General features: G+C 72.2%; 18 protein-coding genes and 1 tRNA gene. 13 read left to right on the forward strand and 6 right to left on the reverse strand.

Annotation, left to right across the window (positions count from 1 at the left end):
* Nucleotides 1-441 (forward strand): DNA-directed RNA polymerase subunit alpha C-terminal domain-containing protein (locus H343_RS30340; protein WP_037903615.1); only part of this gene is annotated, 441 nt, incomplete at its 5' end.
* 362 nt (nt 442-803) lie between these two features.
* Here the strand turns inward: H343_RS30340 and H343_RS0112810 are convergent.
* Nucleotides 804-1,382, reverse strand: a complete 579-nt coding sequence (locus H343_RS0112810; RefSeq protein ID WP_028431481.1) for a TetR/AcrR family transcriptional regulator — start codon at nt 1,380-1,382, stop codon at nt 804-806.
* A gap of 253 nt (nt 1,383-1,635) precedes the next feature.
* Here H343_RS0112810 and H343_RS30345 point away from each other — a divergent pair, with 253 nt between their 5' ends.
* The 4 genes from H343_RS30345 (at nt 1,636) to H343_RS34880 (ending at nt 6,495) form a co-directional block, all read left to right on the forward strand.
* The gene (locus H343_RS30345; RefSeq protein ID WP_037903617.1) at nt 1,636-2,229 is read left to right on the forward strand and encodes a 2Fe-2S iron-sulfur cluster-binding protein; all 594 of its coding nucleotides are present in this window, start codon (nt 1,636-1,638) and stop codon (nt 2,227-2,229) included.
* Nucleotides 2,226-3,236 (forward strand): FAD binding domain-containing protein, encoded by a 1,011-nt coding sequence (locus tag H343_RS0112820; RefSeq protein WP_028431482.1) that lies wholly within the window; start codon nt 2,226-2,228, stop codon nt 3,234-3,236. The genes H343_RS30345 and H343_RS0112820 overlap by 4 nt, the downstream gene beginning before the upstream one ends.
* Entirely contained in the window at nt 3,233-5,383 is a 2,151-nt protein-coding gene (locus tag H343_RS0112825) for a xanthine dehydrogenase family protein molybdopterin-binding subunit (protein WP_028431483.1), read from the forward strand. The genes H343_RS0112820 and H343_RS0112825 overlap by 4 nt, the downstream gene beginning before the upstream one ends.
* Nucleotides 5,384-5,808: 425 nt before the next feature.
* A complete protein-coding gene (locus tag H343_RS34880) occupies nt 5,809-6,495 on the forward strand; it encodes a phospholipase D-like domain-containing protein (RefSeq protein WP_106958843.1) in 687 nt (228 codons plus the stop codon).
* A gap of 34 nt (nt 6,496-6,529) precedes the next feature.
* Here H343_RS34880 and H343_RS0112835 read toward each other — a convergent pair.
* Nucleotides 6,530-6,614: transfer RNA gene (locus H343_RS0112835), tRNA-Leu, on the reverse strand.
* Between the two features lie 147 nt (nt 6,615-6,761).
* Here H343_RS0112835 and H343_RS0112840 point away from each other — a divergent pair.
* The 3 genes from H343_RS0112840 (at nt 6,762) to H343_RS0112850 (ending at nt 9,414) form a co-directional block, all read left to right on the forward strand.
* A complete protein-coding gene (locus tag H343_RS0112840; RefSeq protein WP_028431484.1) occupies nt 6,762-8,096 on the forward strand; it encodes a M20/M25/M40 family metallo-hydrolase in 1,335 nt (444 codons plus the stop codon).
* 210 nt (nt 8,097-8,306) lie between these two features.
* A complete protein-coding gene (locus H343_RS0112845) occupies nt 8,307-8,528 on the forward strand; it encodes a chaplin (RefSeq protein ID WP_028431485.1) in 222 nt (73 codons plus the stop codon).
* Nucleotides 8,529-8,694: 166 nt separating this feature from the next.
* Nucleotides 8,695-9,414, forward strand: a complete 720-nt coding sequence (locus H343_RS0112850; protein WP_028431486.1) for a chaplin — start codon at nt 8,695-8,697, stop codon at nt 9,412-9,414.
* An 88-nt stretch (nt 9,415-9,502) separates the two neighbouring features.
* Here the strand turns inward: H343_RS0112850 and H343_RS0112855 are convergent, their stop codons facing one another.
* Nucleotides 9,503-9,691: a DUF5703 family protein gene (locus H343_RS0112855; RefSeq protein WP_028431487.1), complete on the reverse strand. Its 189-nt coding sequence runs from the start codon at nt 9,689-9,691 to the stop codon at nt 9,503-9,505.
* Nucleotides 9,692-9,738: 47 nt separating this feature from the next.
* On the opposite strand from H343_RS0112855, the gene H343_RS30350 reads away from it, so the two are divergent.
* Nucleotides 9,739-10,440 carry a hypothetical protein gene (locus tag H343_RS30350; protein WP_037903620.1) on the forward strand — a complete coding sequence of 234 codons (702 nt, stop codon included), beginning with the start codon at nt 9,739-9,741 and terminating at the stop codon, nt 10,438-10,440.
* 6 nt (nt 10,441-10,446) lie between these two features.
* Here H343_RS30350 and H343_RS30355 read toward each other — a convergent pair whose 3' ends face one another.
* Together H343_RS30355 and H343_RS0112870 are read right to left on the reverse strand one after the other, a co-directional pair.
* Nucleotides 10,447-12,573, reverse strand: coding sequence for a helix-hairpin-helix domain-containing protein (locus tag H343_RS30355; RefSeq protein ID WP_051265118.1), 2,127 nt, complete (start codon nt 12,571-12,573; stop codon nt 10,447-10,449).
* Nucleotides 12,570-13,556 (reverse strand): aldo/keto reductase, encoded by a 987-nt coding sequence (locus H343_RS0112870; RefSeq protein WP_028431488.1) that lies wholly within the window; start codon nt 13,554-13,556, stop codon nt 12,570-12,572. The genes H343_RS30355 and H343_RS0112870 overlap by 4 nt, the downstream gene beginning before the upstream one ends.
* Before the next feature lie 74 nt (nt 13,557-13,630).
* Between H343_RS0112870 and H343_RS0112875 the strand changes: the two genes are divergently transcribed.
* On the forward strand, nt 13,631-14,689 hold the full coding sequence (locus tag H343_RS0112875; RefSeq protein ID WP_028431489.1) for an LLM class F420-dependent oxidoreductase: 1,059 nt from the start codon (nt 13,631-13,633) through the stop codon (nt 14,687-14,689).
* Between the two features lie 141 nt (nt 14,690-14,830).
* Here H343_RS0112875 and corA read toward each other — a convergent pair whose 3' ends face one another.
* Nucleotides 14,831-15,814 carry a magnesium/cobalt transporter CorA gene (gene corA, locus H343_RS0112880; protein WP_028431490.1) on the reverse strand — a complete coding sequence of 328 codons (984 nt, stop codon included), beginning with the start codon at nt 15,812-15,814 and terminating at the stop codon, nt 14,831-14,833.
* Between the two features lie 77 nt (nt 15,815-15,891).
* Between corA and H343_RS30360 the strand changes: the two genes are divergently transcribed.
* From H343_RS30360 to H343_RS0112895, 3 genes are all read left to right on the forward strand, one after another.
* A complete protein-coding gene (locus H343_RS30360) occupies nt 15,892-16,650 on the forward strand; it encodes a histidine phosphatase family protein (RefSeq protein ID WP_078505627.1) in 759 nt (252 codons plus the stop codon).
* Between the two features lie 68 nt (nt 16,651-16,718).
* Nucleotides 16,719-17,309, forward strand: a complete 591-nt coding sequence (locus tag H343_RS0112890; RefSeq protein WP_028431491.1) for a DUF3090 domain-containing protein — start codon at nt 16,719-16,721, stop codon at nt 17,307-17,309.
* Nucleotides 17,306-18,286 (forward strand): SCO1664 family protein, encoded by a 981-nt coding sequence (locus H343_RS0112895; protein ID WP_037903623.1) that lies wholly within the window; start codon nt 17,306-17,308, stop codon nt 18,284-18,286. The genes H343_RS0112890 and H343_RS0112895 overlap by 4 nt, the downstream gene beginning before the upstream one ends.
* Nucleotides 18,287-18,341: the final 55 nt, after the last annotated feature.

The raw sequence follows: 18,341 nt of genomic DNA on the forward strand, positions 1-18,341 counted from the left end.
GACGTCGAGACCAAGCAGGCCATGCGTCCCCGCGACGCGATGGCCTCGGCGGGCAAGACCCTGGTCGAGCTCTTCGGCCTGGCCCGCGAGCTGAACGTCGACGCCGAGGGCATCGACATGGGCCCGTCCCCGACGGACGCCGCGCTCGCCGCCGATCTGGCGCTGCCGATCGAGGAGCTCGAGCTCACCGTCCGCTCGTACAACTGCCTCAAGCGCGAGGGCATCCACTCCGTGGGTGAACTCGTCGCGCGTTCCGAGGCGGACCTGCTCGACATCCGCAACTTCGGCGCCAAATCGATCGACGAGGTCAAGGCGAAGCTGGCCGGCATGGGCATGACCTTCAAGGACAGCCCGCCCGGATTCGACCCGACGGCCGCCGCCGACGCCTTCGGCGCCGACGACGACACCGACGCCGGGTTCGTCGAGACCGAGCAGTACTGACACGTGACATGAGCGGCAACTGGCTCCGCTCGGAACCCGGTTGACCACCGATCCCCGCTGCCGCCCGGTCGTTGGGGACGTCTTCTCCATGTCACAGGCCTGCGGCCTCGACCCAGCAGCACCGGGGCGGCGCTTCCTTGCCCTACTGCTGGACAGCGGCCTGGCCACGTTCTGCACCCGAGCCACGTGAGCTGCTACCGGCCGGCAGGTCTGATGGCTCTGGCCGAACAGCGCGACGAGCGTGTCCGATTCGCTGGAAGCGAGCAACACGCCTCTAGCTGGACGGGCACATCCAGGAGTTGGTCCACCGGCCCACGCTGCACTGACCGGAGCGGGTCAACGGCGGGCGCCGGGCGGCCCGTTCAGCGGCTGGGCGCTCCCGCCCGCAGCCCGTCCATGACGAGGTCGAGGAGCCGGCCGACGCGGGGCTGCCAGTCGCTGTGCGGGTCGACCTGCCACAGTCCCGCAATGGCGAGGAGGAAGTCGTCCGCGGTGACTCCCGGGCGGATGGTGCCGGCCTCCTCGCCGGCCCGGAGCAGGCTCTCCGCGGCCGACGTCACGGGGCCGTGCCCTGGCTTCCCGTGATTGCCCGGGGCGCTGGTGGCCTGGCGGATCGCGTCCGCCAGGCCCGCCTTCGCCATGGCGAACCGGGCGAGGTGGTCCATCCACTCCCGGAGGGCGACGTCGGGCTCGCGTGTGGCCGCCAACTGGGTCGCGGCGTCGGCGACCTGCCGCATCTCGTGGCGGTAAACCTCCAGTACGAGCGCCTCGCGGCTGGGGAAGTTCCGGTAGAAGGTGGCCTGTCCGACGCATGCCTTCTTCGCGATCGCACTGAGCGGGACGTCCGCGGAGCGCGTCAGCTCCTCCAGTGCCACGTCGAGGATGCGCTCGCGATTTCGTTGTGCGTCTGAGCGCAGGGATACCTCTTTCCCCTGATGCACTCGTCCTCCTCGCGGGCTCGCGTCCGGAACTGCACTTGCTGAAGCGGACAATTGTCCGGTACGTTTCGAGATCAACGGACAGTTGTCCGGTTGGGTTAGGTCCACCTTACCGGCGGACTCCCTCAATGCTCCTGCCCCACCTGCACTTTCGTGGCCGTCCTCACCCCGTACCGCCCGCGCGGCCCCCGTGCCCGCGATCCGCCGCCTCCGGGAGAGTTCCCGACGCGCTCCGACCCCCGAAAGAAGGCCGAGCATGGATCCATCGACGTCCAGCGACATCACGTTGGACATCAATGGCGAGATACACGCGCTGCTCGTCGACCACCGCACCACCCTGCTCGACGCCCTGCGCGAGCGTCTCGATCTGACCGGTACCAAGAAGGGCTGCGACCAGGGACAGTGCGGTGCTTGCACCGTACTGATGGACGGACAACGGGCTGTCTCCTGCCTGCAGTTGGCCGTAGCCGCCGAAGGCCGTCACATCACCACCATCGAAGGGATGGCCGAGGGCGGCGAACTGCACCCGGTGCAGCAGGCGTTCCTCGACCTCGACGGCTACCAGTGCGGCTACTGCACGCCGGGACAGATCTGTTCGGCCGTCGCCATGCTCGACGAGCACGCGGCGGGCTGGCCGAGCGCCGTCACCGGTGACGTACGGACCGAGGCGGCACCGCCGGAGCTGACGCCCGAGGAGATCCGGGAGCGGATGAGCGGCAACCTGTGCCGTTGCGGCGCGTACGTGCAGATCGTCGAGGCCGTCGCACGGGCGGCTGCGGCACGGACGGGAACCGGGGCCGAGGGGACTCCCGGGAAGCCCGCGGACCCGGCAACGGAGGTCTCCGCATGAGGGAGTTCGGCTACCAGCGCGTCTTCGACGTCTCCGGTGCGGTCGCGCAGCTCGCGGCCGATCCCGGCGCGCGCTACCTCGGCGGCGGCACCAACCTCGTCGACCTGATGAAGACCGGCGTCGAGCGGCCCGCGCGGCTCGTCGACGTCAGCCGTCTGCCGCTGGGGCGGATCGAGACGAGAGAAGACGGCGGCCTGCACATCGGGGCCACCGTCACCAACAGCGAACTGGCCGCGCACCCCGAGGTCCGCAGCCGCTATCCGGCGTTGACGCAGGCGGTGCTGGCCGGTGCCTCGGGGCAGCTGCGCAACGTCGCCACGGTCGGCGGCAACCTGCTCCAGCGCACCCGCTGCGGCTACTTCGGTGACGTGACCCAGCCGTGCAACAAGCGGGAACCCGGCAGCGGTTGCCCCGCCGTCGCGGGCGAGCACCGCAACCACGCGATCCTGGGCGCCTCCGAGCACTGTGTGGCTGTCCACCCGTCGGACATGGGCGTGGCGCTGGCCGCCTTCGACGCGGTCGTCACGTATGAGACGGCGGACGAGCCCGGGGGTGCTCCCTCCCAGGGAGAGCTGCCGTTGGCCGACTTCTACACGCCGGTCGGTTCGACCCCGCACGTGGAGACCGCGCTGCCCTCCGGGGCGCTGATCACCGGCGTCACGCTGCCCCCCGCCCCGGTCGCCGCGCACTCGCGCTACCGGAAGGTCCGCGAGCGTGCCTCGTACGCCTTCGCGATCGGCTCCGTCGCCGCTGCCCTCGACGTGCGGGAGGGTTCCGTGCACGAGGTACGCCTGGCCTTCGGGGCGGTCGCGTCCCGGCCGTGGCGCGCCCGCGAGGCCGAGCGGGTGCTGACCGGGGCACCGGCCGACGCCGCCGGCTTCGCCGCCGCCGCGGACGCCGAACTCGCCGCCGCGGCGCCGCTGTCCGGGAACGGATACAAGGTGACCCTGATCCGGAACCTGGTGGTGGCCGTGCTGACCGAACTGAGCGAGGGGGCTTCCCGATGACCACTGCCACGACCGGAACCACGCCCCCGGCCCATGGCGCGCACGGCTCCCCGCACACGCGGGTGGAGGGTCCCGAGAAGGTCACCGGGACCGCCCGCTACGCGGGTGACGTGCCCTTCGCCGAACTCGCCCACGGCTGGCTCGCGTTGTCCACCGTCGCCCGGGGCCGCGTCCGCCCCGTCGACACCGCGTCCGTCCTGGCGATGCCCGGCGTGCTCGCCGTGCTGCACCACGGCAACGCCCCGCACGTGAACACCGACTACGCGGGCATGCTGGGACCGCCGGACCCGACGATCGCCGTCTTCCAGAACGACCGTGTCCCGCACCGGGGCTGGCCGGTGGCGCTCGTCGTCGCAGAGACCTCAGAGCAGGCCCGGGAGGCCGCCGAGGCGCTGGTCGTGGAGTACGAGGAGGAGCCGCACGACGTCGCGTTCGATACGGGGCGCCCGGACGCGTACGCCCCCGGCGGCCCCGAGAAGCCGGACGTGGCCGAGAAGGGCGACCTGGCGGCCCGACTCGCCTCCTCCGCCGCCGTGGTGGACGAGGAGTACACCACGCCGGAGGAGCACCACAGCCCCATGGAGCCGCACGCGGCGACGGCCCGCTGGGAGGGCGGGCGGCTGGAGCTGGTCGACTCGAACCAGGGCAGCGCCTGGATCGTGAACGAGCTGGCGAAGCTGTTCTCGCTCGACCCCTCCTCGGTACGCGTCCGCTCCGAACACGTCGGCGGCGCCTTCGGCTCCAAGGGGGTACGGGCGCACCAGGTGGCCGCGGTGATGGCGGCGACCGTGCTCCAGCGTCCGGTCCGTGTCGTGCTGACCCGGCGCCAGATGTTCACGCTGACCGGCTACCGCAGCCCCACGGCGCAGCGGGTCCGGCTCGGCGCCGACGCCGACGGGCGGCTGCGCGCCCTGGAGCACGACTCCCTCAGCCTCACCTCGACCGTGCACGAGTTCGTCGAGCCGAGCGCCGGGGTGGCACGGGTGATGTACGACGCCACCGCGCACCGCACCGCCAACCGGCTCGTGCGGCTGGACGTGCCGACCCCGACGTTCATGCGGGCGCCGGGCGAGGCACCGGGCTCGTTCGCGCTGGAGTCGGCGCTCGACGAACTCGCCGAGAAGTGCGGCCTCGACCCGATCGAGCTGCGGGCACGCAACGAACCCGAGACCGGGCCCGTCTCCGGACTGCCCTTCAGCACCCGGAACGTCCTCGCCTGCTTCCGCGAGGGCGCCGGCCGGTTCGGCTGGGCGGAGCGCGACCCCCGTCCGGGCATCCGCCGGGAAGGGCACCTGCTGATCGGGACCGGCACGGCCGCCGCCTCCTTCCCCTCCCGGGCGATCCCGTCCACGGCAGCCGTGACGGCCGAGCAGGACGGCGGATTCACCGTACGGATCACCGCGGCGGACGTCGGGACCGGAGCGCGCACCGCCCTCGCCCTCGTCGCCGCCGACGCGCTCGGGGTCCCCACCGATCAGGTACGCGTACGGATCGGTGACAGCGACTTCGGCCAGGCGATGATCGCGGGCGGCTCGATGGGCACCCGCTCGTGGGCGTGGGCGGTGACGGCCGCAGCGCGTGACCTGCGGGAGCAACTGGCCCTGGGCGGCAGCGTTCCGCCGGAAGGCATCACCGCACGCTCGGACACCGCCGCGGCCATCGGGGCCCTCACGGAGACCGAACGGCACTCGTACGGGGCGCAGTTCGCCGAGGTCGCGGTGGACACCGCCACGGGCGAGGTACGGGTGCGGCGCATGCTCGGCATCTTCGCGGCGGGCCGGATCGTCAATCCGCTGACGGCGCGCGGTCAGTTGGTCGGCGGGATGATCTGGGGCATCTCCATGGCGCTGCACGAGGAGGCCGCCAGGGACGACGCCTCGGGGGCCACCGTGGGCGCCGACTTCGCGGGCTACCACGTCGCGGCGAACGCCGACGTCCCGCACGTCGAGGCGGACTGGGTGACCGACGTCGACCCCGACGACCCGGTGGGCATCAAGGGCATCGGCGAGATCGGCATCGTGGGCGCCGCGGCGGCGATCGCCAACGCGGTGTGGCACGCGACGGGAGTACGGCACCGGCACCTGCCGATCCGTCCCGACCGGATTCTCCGGGCGGAGGAGGAAGGGGCGGGCGCGCGGCGCGGCTGACGGGGCGAAGGGGCCCGCGCCCGCGGTGTGTTCGGGCCGCGGGCCCGGGCCGTCGGCGGTGGATCGGATGTGCTCGGTGTGGCGGAGTGTGCCGAGGAGGTGCCCGGCGGGACGGGCGGCCGAGGCGGGGTTCTGGCCCGTCATCAAGTTCCGTTCGACTACGAGGTGTTCAGTCCACGGCGCCCGGGAGAAGAAGAGCGCGCCGCGTTTCTCCAGCGCCCCTTCCGCCGTCCAGGGAAGCCGGCCGAGGAGGCTCTCGGACTCCTCCTCGGTGTCGGTGAAGGCCGCCATCCGGTAGCCCGCGAAGGGCCAGCCACCCTCTCCGTCCCCGGCCGCGCACGCGAGCAGCGCGGCCGGGGACGTGGCAGACCGCGGCCACTGGCGGCCTGCTCTCCGGGCATGAACCCGGCGCCGCCTTCGCCGGGATGGTGGGTGTTCGGCTGTGGCACTGGGAGCGCGGGGCCCACGACGGCCCCGCCTCGCGCCAGCACGCCAAGCTCGTCGTCGCTGACCGCCGGCTGCTCTTCCTCGGCAGCGCCAACCTGACCGGGTCGGCAGCGCGGCGCAACATCGAGGCAGGGGTGCTGGTACGGGGTGGCCTTGCGCCGCGGCGTGCGGCCGAGCACATCGTGGAGCTGCAGCGGCAGGGGTGCTACGGCATTGGGGAGGCTGACCGCAGCCTCCGAGCACGCCGAAGCGACCGCCTCCCGCTTGAACCACGCGGAGTACCGCTTACTCATGTTGCTCTTGGTCACTGCCTGAGCTGCTTCCCCCGGGGCCATCGATCCCGGTATCAGACTGTCCAGCTCAGCGGGGGAACTTCACTTACCGGCTACCGGGTCGCGCTTGACGCGGGGCCAGAGCCCGCTTTGGTCACCCAGTGGATGGACGAGACGCAGCAGGAGAAGAGCCGTCGAGCAGCGGGTCCGTGCTGCCCGGCGGAGCCGCCCACAAGACATCGCTTCCGAGGCGGAGCTGGAGGCCATGACTCGCACGCTCGGCGACATGGAAGACTGGCCCCTCGCGGCTGCCCGTGCAGAGAAGCGGCCGATCTACGAAGCGCTCGGCCTGGTGCTCCCATACAACTCGCGGCGACAGACTGTGACCGTTGAGTCACGACCTGCCGCCGCGTGTGCGCAGCGTCCGTGTCGGGAGGGGGACTTGAACCCCCACGCCCTGTAAAGGGCACTAGCACCTCAAGCTAGCGCGTCTGCCATTCCGCCACCCCGACCAGGTGCGCCGCGCGCCATGGGCGTGCGGCAGGCCCCAACTTTAACACTGCGGGGGGACGCCGCAGATCACCCGGCCGTCTCCGCTCTTGGGGGCCCGCGTGCGAAGGGGGAGGATGGGGGCGGACCCCGCGACATGAGGAGGCAGTGTGAACCAGTCGACTCCCCGACCGACCGGTGACGGTGCGAGCGCCGAGAGTGAGGTCGTCGACCTCTGCCGCGATCTCATCAGGATCGACACCAGCAACTACGGCGGCAACAAGGGCCCGGGAGAGCGGGCCGCAGCGGAGTACGTCGCGGAGAAGCTCGCCGAGGTGGGGCTGGAGCCGCAGATCCTCGAGTCGAGCCCGGGCCGTGCCTCCACGGTCGCGCGTATCGCCGGTGAGGACCCCTCCCGTCCCGCCCTGCTGATCCACGGTCATCTGGACGTGGTGCCCGCCAACGCCGCGGACTGGACGCACGACCCCTTCTCCGGGGAGATCGCCGACGGCTGTGTCTGGGGGCGCGGCGCCGTCGACATGAAGGACATGGACGCGATGACCCTCGCCGTCGTGCGGGAGCGGCTGCGCAGCGGTCGCAGGCCGCCGCGCGACGTGGTCCTGGCCTTCCTCGCGGACGAGGAGGCGGGCGGCCTGTACGGGGCGCGGCATCTCGTCGACAACCACGCGGACCTCTTCGAGGGCGTCACCGAGGCCATCGGCGAGGTCGGCGGCTTCTCCTTCACCGTCAACGAGGATCTGCGCCTGTATCTGATCGAGACGGCGCAGAAGGGCATGCACTGGATGCGTCTGACCGTGGACGGCACCGCCGGGCACGGGTCGATGACCAACAGCGACAACGCCATCACCGAACTGTGCGAGGCCGTGGGGAGGTTGGGCCGGCACAAGTTCCCCGTCCGGGTGACCAAGACCGTACGGTCGTTCCTGGACGAGCTGTCCGACGCCCTCGGCACCGAACTGGACCCCGAGGACATGGAGGAGACCCTCGCCAGGCTCGGCGGCATCGCGAAGATCATCGGCGCGACGCTGCAGAACACCGCGGCCCCGACCCAGCTGGGTGCCGGCTACAAGGTCAACGTCATCCCCGGCCAGGCCACCGCCCACGTCGACGGGCGCTTCCTGCCGGGCCACGAGGAGGAGTTCCTCGCCGACCTGGACCGGGTGCTGGGGCCGCGCGTACAGCGTGAGGACGTGCACGCCGACAAGGCGCTGGAGACGAGCTTCGACGGGGCGCTCGTGGAGGCCATGCAGACCTCGCTGAAGGCCGAGGACCCGGCGGCGCGCGCGGTGCCGTACATGCTCTCGGGCGGCACGGACGCGAAGTCCTTCGACGATCTGGGTATCCGCTGCTTCGGCTTCGCGCCGCTGAAGCTGCCGCCCGAACTCGACTTCGCCGGGATGTTCCACGGGGTGGACGAGCGGGTGCCGGTGGACGGACTGAAGTTCGGGGTGCGGGTTCTGGACCGCTTCCTCGACGACTGCTGAGCCCGGCTGATCCTCCGGAACCGGGCGGCACGCTTCCCCTGGCGTGCCGCCCGATTTCGCGTCCGCGACAAGGGAATTGGAATTCGACAGCCCGTACGCAGGCAACCTGAAAGAGTGAATGCCCGCGCCCACTCGTACCTGAATTACTCCGTCTTCGTTACAGGTGGTGCGGTTCGTGGTTGGAACCGCAATGCCAACAAGGAGGAATTCATGATCAAGAAGGTTGCCGCTGTCGCGGCCGCCGCCGGCGGACTCGTGATCGCCGGTTCGGGTATGGCCGTCGCGGACACGGGCGCCCTCGCGAGCGACTCGTCGGGCGTGGTGTCCGGCAACAACATCCAGGTTCCCGTCGACGTGCCCGTCAAGGTCTGCGGCAACACGATCTCGGTGCTCGGCGTGATGAACCCGGCCAGCGGCAGCGTGTGCGTCTGAAGCCGAGTCCTCCTCCGTCGAGGAGGTGACGTCCGGACGGCCTTGGAGTCCCCGAAGACTTCGGGGACCGTCCGGGCACTCCCGGGGCGGGCGCGAGAGAGAAAACACGCCCCCTTTGTGTGCCCCAGTAACTCATTGGCAGAAAGCAAGTCAGGGGAATCGAACCATGCGACAGGTCACAAGAACAGGCCTGATCACTGTGGCCGCGGCGAGCGGTGTGCTCGCCTCGTTCGCGGGAAGTACGGCGTACGCGGACACCGGAGTGACAAGCGACTCGTCCGGGATCCTCTCGGGCAACAACATCCAGGCACCGGTGGACGTTCCCGTCGACGTCTGCGGCAACACCGTGAGCGTTGCCGGGGTTCTCAACCCCGCCGTGGGGGACTGCGGCGGGGGCTCGGACGACGGCTCCTCGGGGACGAGCGGAGTCTCCCGGGACTCCAACGGCGTCGGCTCCGGCAACAACGTGCAGGCTCCTGTGCAGGTGCCGGTCGATGTCTGCGGGAACAGCGTCAGCGTCCTCGGCGCCGGGAACACCGCCACTGGCGACTGCGGCGGCCCCTCCTCGGAGACCCCGGGCAACCCGGAGAACCCGGGGAATCCCGAGGAGCCGGGCAATCCGGAGGAGCCCGGTAACCCGGAGGAGCCCGGTGGCCCGGAGGGGCCCGGCCCCGAGCAGCCCCCGGCCGGTGAGGAGGGACCGGGCACCACGCCCGCGGGCGAGACCGGTCCCGAGACCACCGACGTGCAGGGCGAGTCCGAGCCGGTCTCCGGCGAACTGGCGCACACCGGCGCCGACGCGCTCGGCATCGCCGCTCCGATCAGCGCGGGGCTGCTGATCGGCGGCTTCGTCCTCTACAGGCGTGGGCGGGTCGCACGGCGCTGATCAGAGATCGCCGTACGAACGGCGGAGCGGGCACCACACACGTGGGGCCCGCTCCGCTGCTTTGTGCGGCCGTGCCCGTCCCGGGCGCTCACCACGTGGCGCGCAGCTGGCGGATGATCCGGCGGCGCAGCCGCACCCTGCGGCTGCCGTCGGGATAGAGCCGCGTCCGGGCCAACTCCCAGTGCCCGTACTCGGCATGCTCGGTCAACAGTCGGGTCGTGGCCTTGCGGGACACCCCGCGCGGGACGTACACATCGCGAAATTCGTATTCCGGCATCTCATCTATTGTGCGGGCAGAGGACGGATGCGGATAGCGTCTGCACTATGTCTGATGCTGCGCAGCCCACCGCTGCCGACGTACGCGCCGCCGCCGAAACCGTGAAGGACGCACTGGACCGTCACCTGGAGGCGATCCAGCGACGCGCGGAGGGTGCCGGGAAGGACGACGGCGGCGCCGCCGACACCGCCGTCTACGCGGCGTTCGACGAGCTCGCGGCGGCCGGCGAGGCGTATGACGAGCTGCTGTACGAGAGGTACGACGAGGTCACCCCCTTCGAGATCCCCGGCGGCGACTCGATGCCCGCCTACACCGGCCCCGAAGCCCCCAGCGCCCTGACGGTGCTGATCCGCCGCGACTACACCGTCGTGGAGCCGCAGCGGCTGCTCGCCCAGGCGCAGCGCGTCACCGACCTCGATCCCGACTCCGCCGACGAGGAGACGGCCGCCGGAACGTCCGCGGGCAGCAGTGTGCACGCGGCGCTCGGTGTCCTCTTCGGGGAGTACGAGGCCGACGAGATCGCCACCCGGCACAAGGAGTTCGGGCTGGACGAGGGCGATTCGACGCTGTGGGTGGCGGCGGGCGACGAGCCGAGCGAGCCGGGGGAGTGGCTGGCCGCGCCGTTCGACCAGGCGGACCCCGAGCGCGTGATCTGCCGGTTCGACGTCAGCTCCGTCTTCGACGAGTCCGATCTGGAACTGGACGAGGACGACGAGCGGGACAGCGGCGGCGGTGCGGGCCGCCGCTAAGCGGGATCAACCGGCGTCTCCGGCCGCCGTGGCGCTGCCCGCGGCCGGAGACGGGGTGGCCGCCGCCTGAGCGGACCGCTTCAGCAGGGTGCGCAGCCGGGTGGTGCGTTCAGGAGAGACCGCCGAGGCGACGGCGCGCGGAAGGGCGTCCTCCGCGCCGTGGACGACCGAGAGATGCCGCTCGCCCCGGCCGAAGGCCGTGTAGACCCACTCACGCGTCAGCGCCCCGGTGGCGTCGCCGGGCAGCACGACCACGGCCGCGGGCCAGCGCATTCCCAGCGCCTGATGCGCCGTGACCGCCCAGCCGTGCCGGACGGTGGCCGCCACACGGTCGCGAGCGACGGTCACGGCGGCGCCCGTGCCCGCGTACTCCAGGCGCAGCCCTTCCTCGTCACCGGAGACGACGACGGCGGGCGCCGTCCGTCCCGGGGACGGGGTGTGCACCACGCGGTCGCCCGGGTCGAAGCCGCCGAAGCGGCCCGGGCCCGGGTGGAGCCGCTCCTTCAACGCGGCGTTCAGCGTCCGTGTGCCCGCCGCTCCGCCGTGGCCCGGCGTGATGACCTGCGTGTCGGCGCTGGGTACGCCCAGGGCACGGGGCACGGAGTCGGCGACGAGCTGGACGGTGCGGTGCACGGCCTCCGGGGCGTCCCGGACGGGCACGATGACGACCTCCTTGCCGGGGGCGTCGACCTGGTTCAGCTCGCCGGCGCCGATGCCGGAGACGAGTTCGCCGACGGGCCCGGGGTCGGGCGTGCGCGAGGCGATCCGGGGGCAGGCACCGGACGAGAGGACGTCCGTGAACACCTGGCCGGGGCCCGCCGAGCCGAGCAGGTACGGATCGCCGCTGAGGACCAGCCGCGCCCCGTCGGGCAGCGACTCCACCACTGCCGCGCCGGTCTCCGCGTCGAGTTGCGGAGCGTCGCAGACGACCAGCAGGTCGAGCGCCCATGCCCCGTCCCCGTCCCGGCCCGGGCCCTCGCGGCCGTCGAGGAGTCCGGCGAGGGTGACGGCCGGAGCGTGCTCCCGGCCGCTGCCCTCACCGCTGCCCTCGCCGTGGTCCGTGAAGAGCCGGGCCAGGCGCGCGCACGCGTCGGCGCTGTGCGTGGCGACGCAGGCGCGCAGGCCCATCCGCCGTGCCGCGGCGACGAGTTCGGCCGGTTCCGCGCGTGCCGTCTCGCCGCCCGTATGAGCGATGAGCCCGTGGTCCGCGACCGCGCGGATCAGCTCCGCCGCCGACGGCGAGGACGCCGACGCCGCGGCAGCCTCCCAGGCCGCACGGCCCGCCGCCGGGTCCTCGCCGCCGGCTTCGCCCGTGCCCGTGCCCGTGCCCGTCTCCGCATCCGGCCCGTCACCCGCACCGCCGGCCGGTGCCTGAGCCGGGCGGGCGCTGATCATCCGTGCCAGCCCGTCCGCGAGGCTCTCCTCCGCGAGGGCGTAACGGTCCAGGCCCATCAGCAGCCGTACCGGACGCTCCTCCTGCGCGCCGGGCTCCTCCGCGCTCTCCTGCGTGCCGCCGCCCGCTCCCGCGGCTCCCCCGGGCAGGGCGTCGAGTCCGTCCTCGAAGACGAGGACCGCTCCGGCGTCGACGGCCGTACGGACCGCCTCGTCCGGCTGGGGGACCGCGTGCCGGGACAGGTCCTTCGTCAGGTCGGCGGGCTCCAGGGCCGTGTGCCCCGCCAGGGCCGCGCGCTCCAGCAGCCAGACGACGAGGGCCTGTGCGCGGCGCTCGTCGTCCGGTCCGCACTCGCCGCCCAGCAGGGCGCGGGCGAAGCCGTCGGCCTGCTCGGGACGTACTCCGGGGGTGGCCAGCAACTGCCACGGGTCGTCGCGCAGCAGCCCGGCGGCCTGCTCACCGAGGGCTTCGGCGACCTGGGCCGCCAGTTCCTGCGGAGCGCCTCCCTCGGTCAGCACCGCCCGCAGGTCTTCGGAGACCTCCACGGGCCCGGCCGGGCCCGTGGAGCCCGAAGGGGCCGTACGCGGGGCGGGAGTTGAGGGCCGGGGGCCGGCGGGCGCCGCTGCCCGCCGCGCGGACCCGGTGCCGCCGGAGTCGGGGAAGAAGGACGCCGCGGAGCGCTCACCATTCTCCACCGCCCTTACGGCCGCGAGGAGTTCGGCTGCCTTGTCGTCCGTCACAGCACGCTCCAGTCCTGGTCGGGATAGCTGTGCACCGGCGCTGACACGTCGTCGAGCGCTCGGCAGATCTCGTCAGGAAGGTTAAGGCCCTCCACTGACAGCGCCTGGGTCAGTTGCGGCGACGTGCGTGCGCCGACGATCGGCGCGGCGACGCCGGGCCGGTCCCTCACCCACGCCAGCGCCACCTGCAGAGGGGAGACGGCGAGTCCGTCGGCGGCCGTCGAGACCGCGTCGACGATCCGGCTCGCGGCCTCGTCGAGATAGGGCGCGACGAACGGGGCCAACTGCTCGGAGGCGCCGCGGGAGTCCGGCGGGGCCTCACCCCCGCGGTACTTGCCCGTGAGCACGCCGCGTCCGAGCGGTGAGGAGGGCAGCAGGCCGAGTCCGAGGTCCGCCGCGGCGGGCAGTACCTCGCGTTCGACGCCGCGCTGGAGCAGCGAGTACTCCATCTGGGTGCTCGCCAGCCGGGTGCGCGTACCGGGGGTGCCGAGCTGCCACGTGGCGGCCTTGGCGAGCTGCCAGCCGGAGAAGTTGGAGATCCCCACGTAGCGGGCCCGGCCGCTGCTGACCGCGATGTCGAGGGCCTGCAGGGTCTCCTCCAGCGGTGTGACCGGGTCGAAGGCGTGCACCTGCCACAGGTCCACGTAGTCGGTGCGCAGCCGTTCGAGGGAGGCGTCGAGCGCGGCGAGGAGATGGCCGCGCGAGCAGTCGAAGCGCCGGTAGGGGTCGGGCACGCTGCCGGCCTTGGTGGCGATGACCAGGTCCCGGCGCGGTACGAGCCCCTCCACGAGCCTGCCCAGGAGGTACTCCGCGCCGCCGTCGGCGTACACGTCCGCGGTGTCGACCAGTGTGCCGCCGGCTTCCCAGAACGTCTTGAGCTGATCCGCGGCGTCCCGCTCCCCGGTGTCGCGTGCCCAGGTGAGGGTGCCGAGGCCGATTCGGGATACGCGCATGCCGGTGCGGCCCAGGTGCCTTGCCTCCATGGGCGTTGAGGTTACTTGCGGGCGCACGCTAGAGTCCCCGGGACAGTGACGTTACTGATCAGTAAGGGGACCACATGCGGCTCGGTATCAACCTCGGCTACTGGGGCGCGGGGATGGACGCGGACAACCTCGCCGTCGCCAAGGAGGCCGACCGTCTCGGCTACTCGGTGTGCTGGGCCGCGGAGGCCTACGGCTCCGACGCCCCCACGGTCCTGTCCTGGGTGGCGGCGCAGACCGAGCGCATCGACGTCGGCTCCGGCATCTTCCAGATCCCCGCCCGCACGCCGGCCATGACCGCCATGACCGCCGCGACGCTCGACTCGCTCTCCGGGGGCCGCTTCCGGCTCGGGCTCGGCGTCTCCGGGCCGCAGGTCTCCGAGGGCTGGTACGGGGTGAAGTTCGACAAGCCGCTCTCCCGCACCCGTGAGTACGTCGAGATCATCCGCAAGGCGATGTCCCGGGAGCGCCTCAGCCACCAGGGCGAGCACTGGACCCTGCCGCTGCCGGACGGCCCGGGCAAGCCCATCAAGCTCACGGTGCACCCCGTCCGCGAGGAGATCCCGCTCTACATCGCCGCGATCGGCCCCAAGAATCTGGAGCAGACCGGCGAGATCGCCGACGGCGCCCTGCTGATCTTCTTCTCGCCCGAGCACGCAGAGGACACCACCCTCCGGCACCTGCGCGAGGGGCGGGAGAAGGCCGGGAAGGGGCCGGGCCTGACAGGCTTCGACGTGTGCCCGACCGTGCCGATGGCCGTCGGCGGGGACGTGCCCGCTCTCGCCGACCAGTTCCGTCCCTACACCGCCCTGTACGTGGGCGGCATGGGAAGCCGCAAGCAGAACTTCTACAACAGGCTCGCGCAGCGCATGGGCTACGAGAAGGAGGCCGCCGAGATCCAGGACAAGTACCTGGCCGGCGACAAGGAGGGCGCAGCCGCCGCCGTGCCGCACGAACTCATCGACTCCACCACGCTCCTCGGCCCCGTCGACCGCATCGCCGAACGGATGCGGGCCTACGCCGCCTCCGGAGTGACCACGCTCTCCCTCGCACCGTCCGGTTTCACGCTCGACGAGCGCATCAGCGGGCTGCGAGCCGGGGTGGAGGCCCTGGAACGGGCCGGGGTGGGCTCGTAACACCCGGTCCCGCGGAGGGACCGGACATGCCCACGGCCGTGGTGGGGGCTCGGGTGTCCTCCCCGCCACGGCCGCTACGCAGCACAACGCGCCCGCCTCCGCGGGGTTACGCCCGTCCCGTCCGGCCCTCGCGGGCCTGCGTCACATCCAGCCGCGGCGCTTGAAGACGCGGAAGAGCAGCAGGCAGGACACCGCGATCACCGCGAGCACCACCGGATACCCCCACACCTGGTGCAGCTCGGGCATGTGGTCGAAGTTCATCCCGTACACACCGGCGATGGCCGTGGGGACGGCGAACATCGCGGCCCAGGCGGAGATCTTGCGCATGTTGTCGTTCTGCCGGACGCTCAGCTGCGCGAGGTTCGCGGAGAGTATGTCGGACAGCAGCCTGTCCAGGCTGTCGACCTGTTCGTTGACGCGGGTCAGGTGGTCGCTGACGTCGCGGAAGAAGGGCCGTGAGTCCTCGGGCACGAACGGCACACCGGCCCGCACCAGCCGCTCCAGGGGCTCGGCAAGCGGCCCTGTCGCCCGGCGGAAGCCCAGGACCTGGCGCTTGAAGCCGTAGATGCGGCTCGCGGTGTCGCGCGCGAGATGGCCCTCCGGGGCGAAGACGTCCTCCTCCAGCGCGTCGAGGCTGATGTGGAGGTCGGCGGCGACCTCCATGTACTGGTCGACGATGGCGTCGCTGACCGCGTACATCACCGCGGTCGGGCCCAGCCGCAGCACTCCCGGCTCCTCCTCCAGCCGCTCGCGCACGGCGCCGAGCGGGTTGGCCTCCCCGTGCCGGACCGTCACCACGAAGGAGTCACCCACGAACAGCATCAGTTCACCGGCTGTGACGGTCGCGGGCGGCTCGTGGTAGGAGACGGGCTTGAGGACGAGGAAGAGGGAGTCGGCGTAGACCTCCAGCTTCGGGCGCTGGTGCGCGTGGAGCGCGTCCTCCACGGCGAGCGGGTGGAGTCCGAACTCGCTGCTGACGTGCTCGAATTCCTCCTCGGTCGGCTCGTGCAGGCCGATCCACACGAAGGCGGCGTCGGCCCGCCTGGCCTCGGCCAGGGCCTCGGAGTAGTCGGACGGCAGCTCTGTGCGGCGTCCGTCCCGGTAGATGGCGCAGTCCACGATCACGAAGGGTCATTGTGCCCCGATGCCGTGCGGACAACCACCGTCCGGCCCCGCCGGAAGGCTCGCTTAGGGTGGCGGACATGCCCACGCTCATCCTCGTACGGCACGGCCGCTCCACCGCCAACACCGCGGGACTGCTCGCGGGCCGCACCCCGGGCGTCTCCCTGGACGAGCACGGGCGGGGCCAGGCCGCGGCCCTGCCCGGACGGCTGAGTTCCCTGCCGCTGTCGACCGTGGTCACTTCCCCGCTCCAGCGCTGCCGGGAGACCGTCGAACCGCTCGCGACGGCCCGGGGGGGCCTGGCCGTTCACACCGACGAACGCATCTCGGAGTGCGACTACGGCGACTGGAGCGGGCGCAAGCTGGCCGAACTCGCCGACGAACCGCTGATGACCACGGTGCAGCAGCACCCGTCCGCGGCGGCCTTCCCGGGCGGCGAGTCGATGCGGGCCATGCAGGCGCGGGCGGTGGAGGCCGTCCGCGAGTGGAACACCCGCATCGAGGCGGAGCACGGCGCGGACGCGGTCTACGCGATGTGCTCGCACGGCGACATCATCAAATCGGTGGTCGCGGACGCCCTCGGCATGCACCTCGACCTCTTCCAGCGCATCGCGGTGGGGCCCTGCTCGCTCACAGTCATCCGCTACACCGTCCTGCGGCCCTTCCTGCTGCGGCTCGGCGAGACCGGTGAACTGGACTCCCTCGCACCGCCGGAACCGCCCGCCGGGGACGCGGAGGAGAACGCCCCGGCCGGCGGGGAAGCAGGAGGGCCGACCCCGGGTGAGGAAGACAAAAGCCGCGACCGGGGCAGCAACGCGACTGTGGGAGGCGGCGCCTGAGCGCGAAGATCGGCACGCGCAGTAGGGTGCCATTGACCGAGTAGACGTCGACGACAACGGAGCAGGACGTGTCCCGTCAGGTGTTCCTCTACGACCCGCCGGACCGATTCATCGCCGGCACGGTCGGACTGCCAGGACGGCGCACCTTCTACCTCCAGGCCTCGGCCTCGGGCCGCACCACCAGCGTCGCCCTGGAGAAGGCACAGGTCGAGGCACTGGCCGAGCGGATCGACGAGCTGCTGGACGAAGTGGTGCGGCGGTCCGGGGGGAACGCGCCGGTCCCGGCGGTGGCACCCACCGAGATCGACGACAAGGAGCCCCTGGACACCCCCGTCGAGGAGGAGTTCAGAGTCGGCACCATGGCACTGGCCTGGGACGGCGACGGCGAGAAGATGGTGGTCGAGGCGCAGGCCATCGTCGAGCTGGAGGCCGACTCCGACGAGGACCTCGCCGATGCCGAGGAGCGCCTCCTGCAGGACGACGAGAACGGTCCGCCGATGCTCCGCGTCCGGCTGGACGGCACCATGGCCCGCGCCTTCGCCAAGCGCGCCCTGGAGGTCGTCAACGCGGGCCGTCCGCCGTGCCCCCTGTGCAGCCTGCCGCTCGACTCGGAGGGACATGTGTGCCCCCGTCAGAACGGATACCGGCGGGGCGAATGAGGCCGCCCGCCGATTCCTCCTCCCCGTCGCCGGGTGCCGTCCCGGCCTCCTCGCCGGCGTCCGACGCGACGCGTGAGCACCTCGCGCTGGGTACCCTGTCCGTACGGGGGCGGATTCCGCAGGCCTCGAACGCGGTGCTCTTCGGCGAAGTCGAACACGAGGGCCGCAGCGTGCCCTGCGTCTACAAGCCGGTGGCGGGGGAGCGCCCGCTGTGGGACTTCCCGGAGGGCACGCTCGCGCAGCGCGAGGTGGCCGCGTACGAGATCTCCCGTGCGACCGGCTGGGACCTGATCCCGGCGACGGTGCTGCGGGACGGCCCGTACGGGGAGGGCATGTGCCAGGCGTGGGTCGGGAGGCTGCCCGGCACCGCCCCCCAGGACGGTGCGGGCGTGCCGGAGGAGGAGCACGGGGACGAGCGGGAGGGACCGGCCGGGGAGGAGAGCGAGGACGACGGCGAGCACGGGGAGAGCGGGGAGGGCGAAGCGGCACCGGGCGAAGACCTCCTCACCGTCGTCGAGGGCGGGGAGCCGGGGGAGGGCTGGAAGACGGTCGGGCACGTGGAGACCGGCGACGGGCGCCCCGCGCTGCTCGTCCACGCCGACGACGCCCGGCTGCGGCGCCTCGCCGTCATCGACGCCGTCATCAACAACGCCGACCGCAAGGGCGGACACCTGCTGCCCGTGCCCGGAGGACGGCTGTACGCCATCGATCACGGTGTCACTTTCCATGCGGACGGCAAGCTCCGCACCCTGCTGTGGGGCTGGGCAGGCGAGGAGATCACGCCGGAGGCGGCCGCCACCCTTCGCCGACTGGCCGCCGAACTGGCCGACGGCACCCCGCTCAGCGACCGGCTGTCCGAACTGATCACGCCCGCTGAACTCGATGCCCTGCGCAAGCGGGTCGACGCGCTGTGCAAGTCCGGACGGCACCCGCTGCCCGGCGGTGACTGGCCCGCGATCCCCTGGCCGCCGGTGTAGCCCTGTGACCGGACACCGTGCCGGACACCGCCCCGCTGGACACCGTCGCGCCCAC

The sequence above is a fragment of the Streptomyces sp. TAA204 genome, from assembly GCF_000424965.1.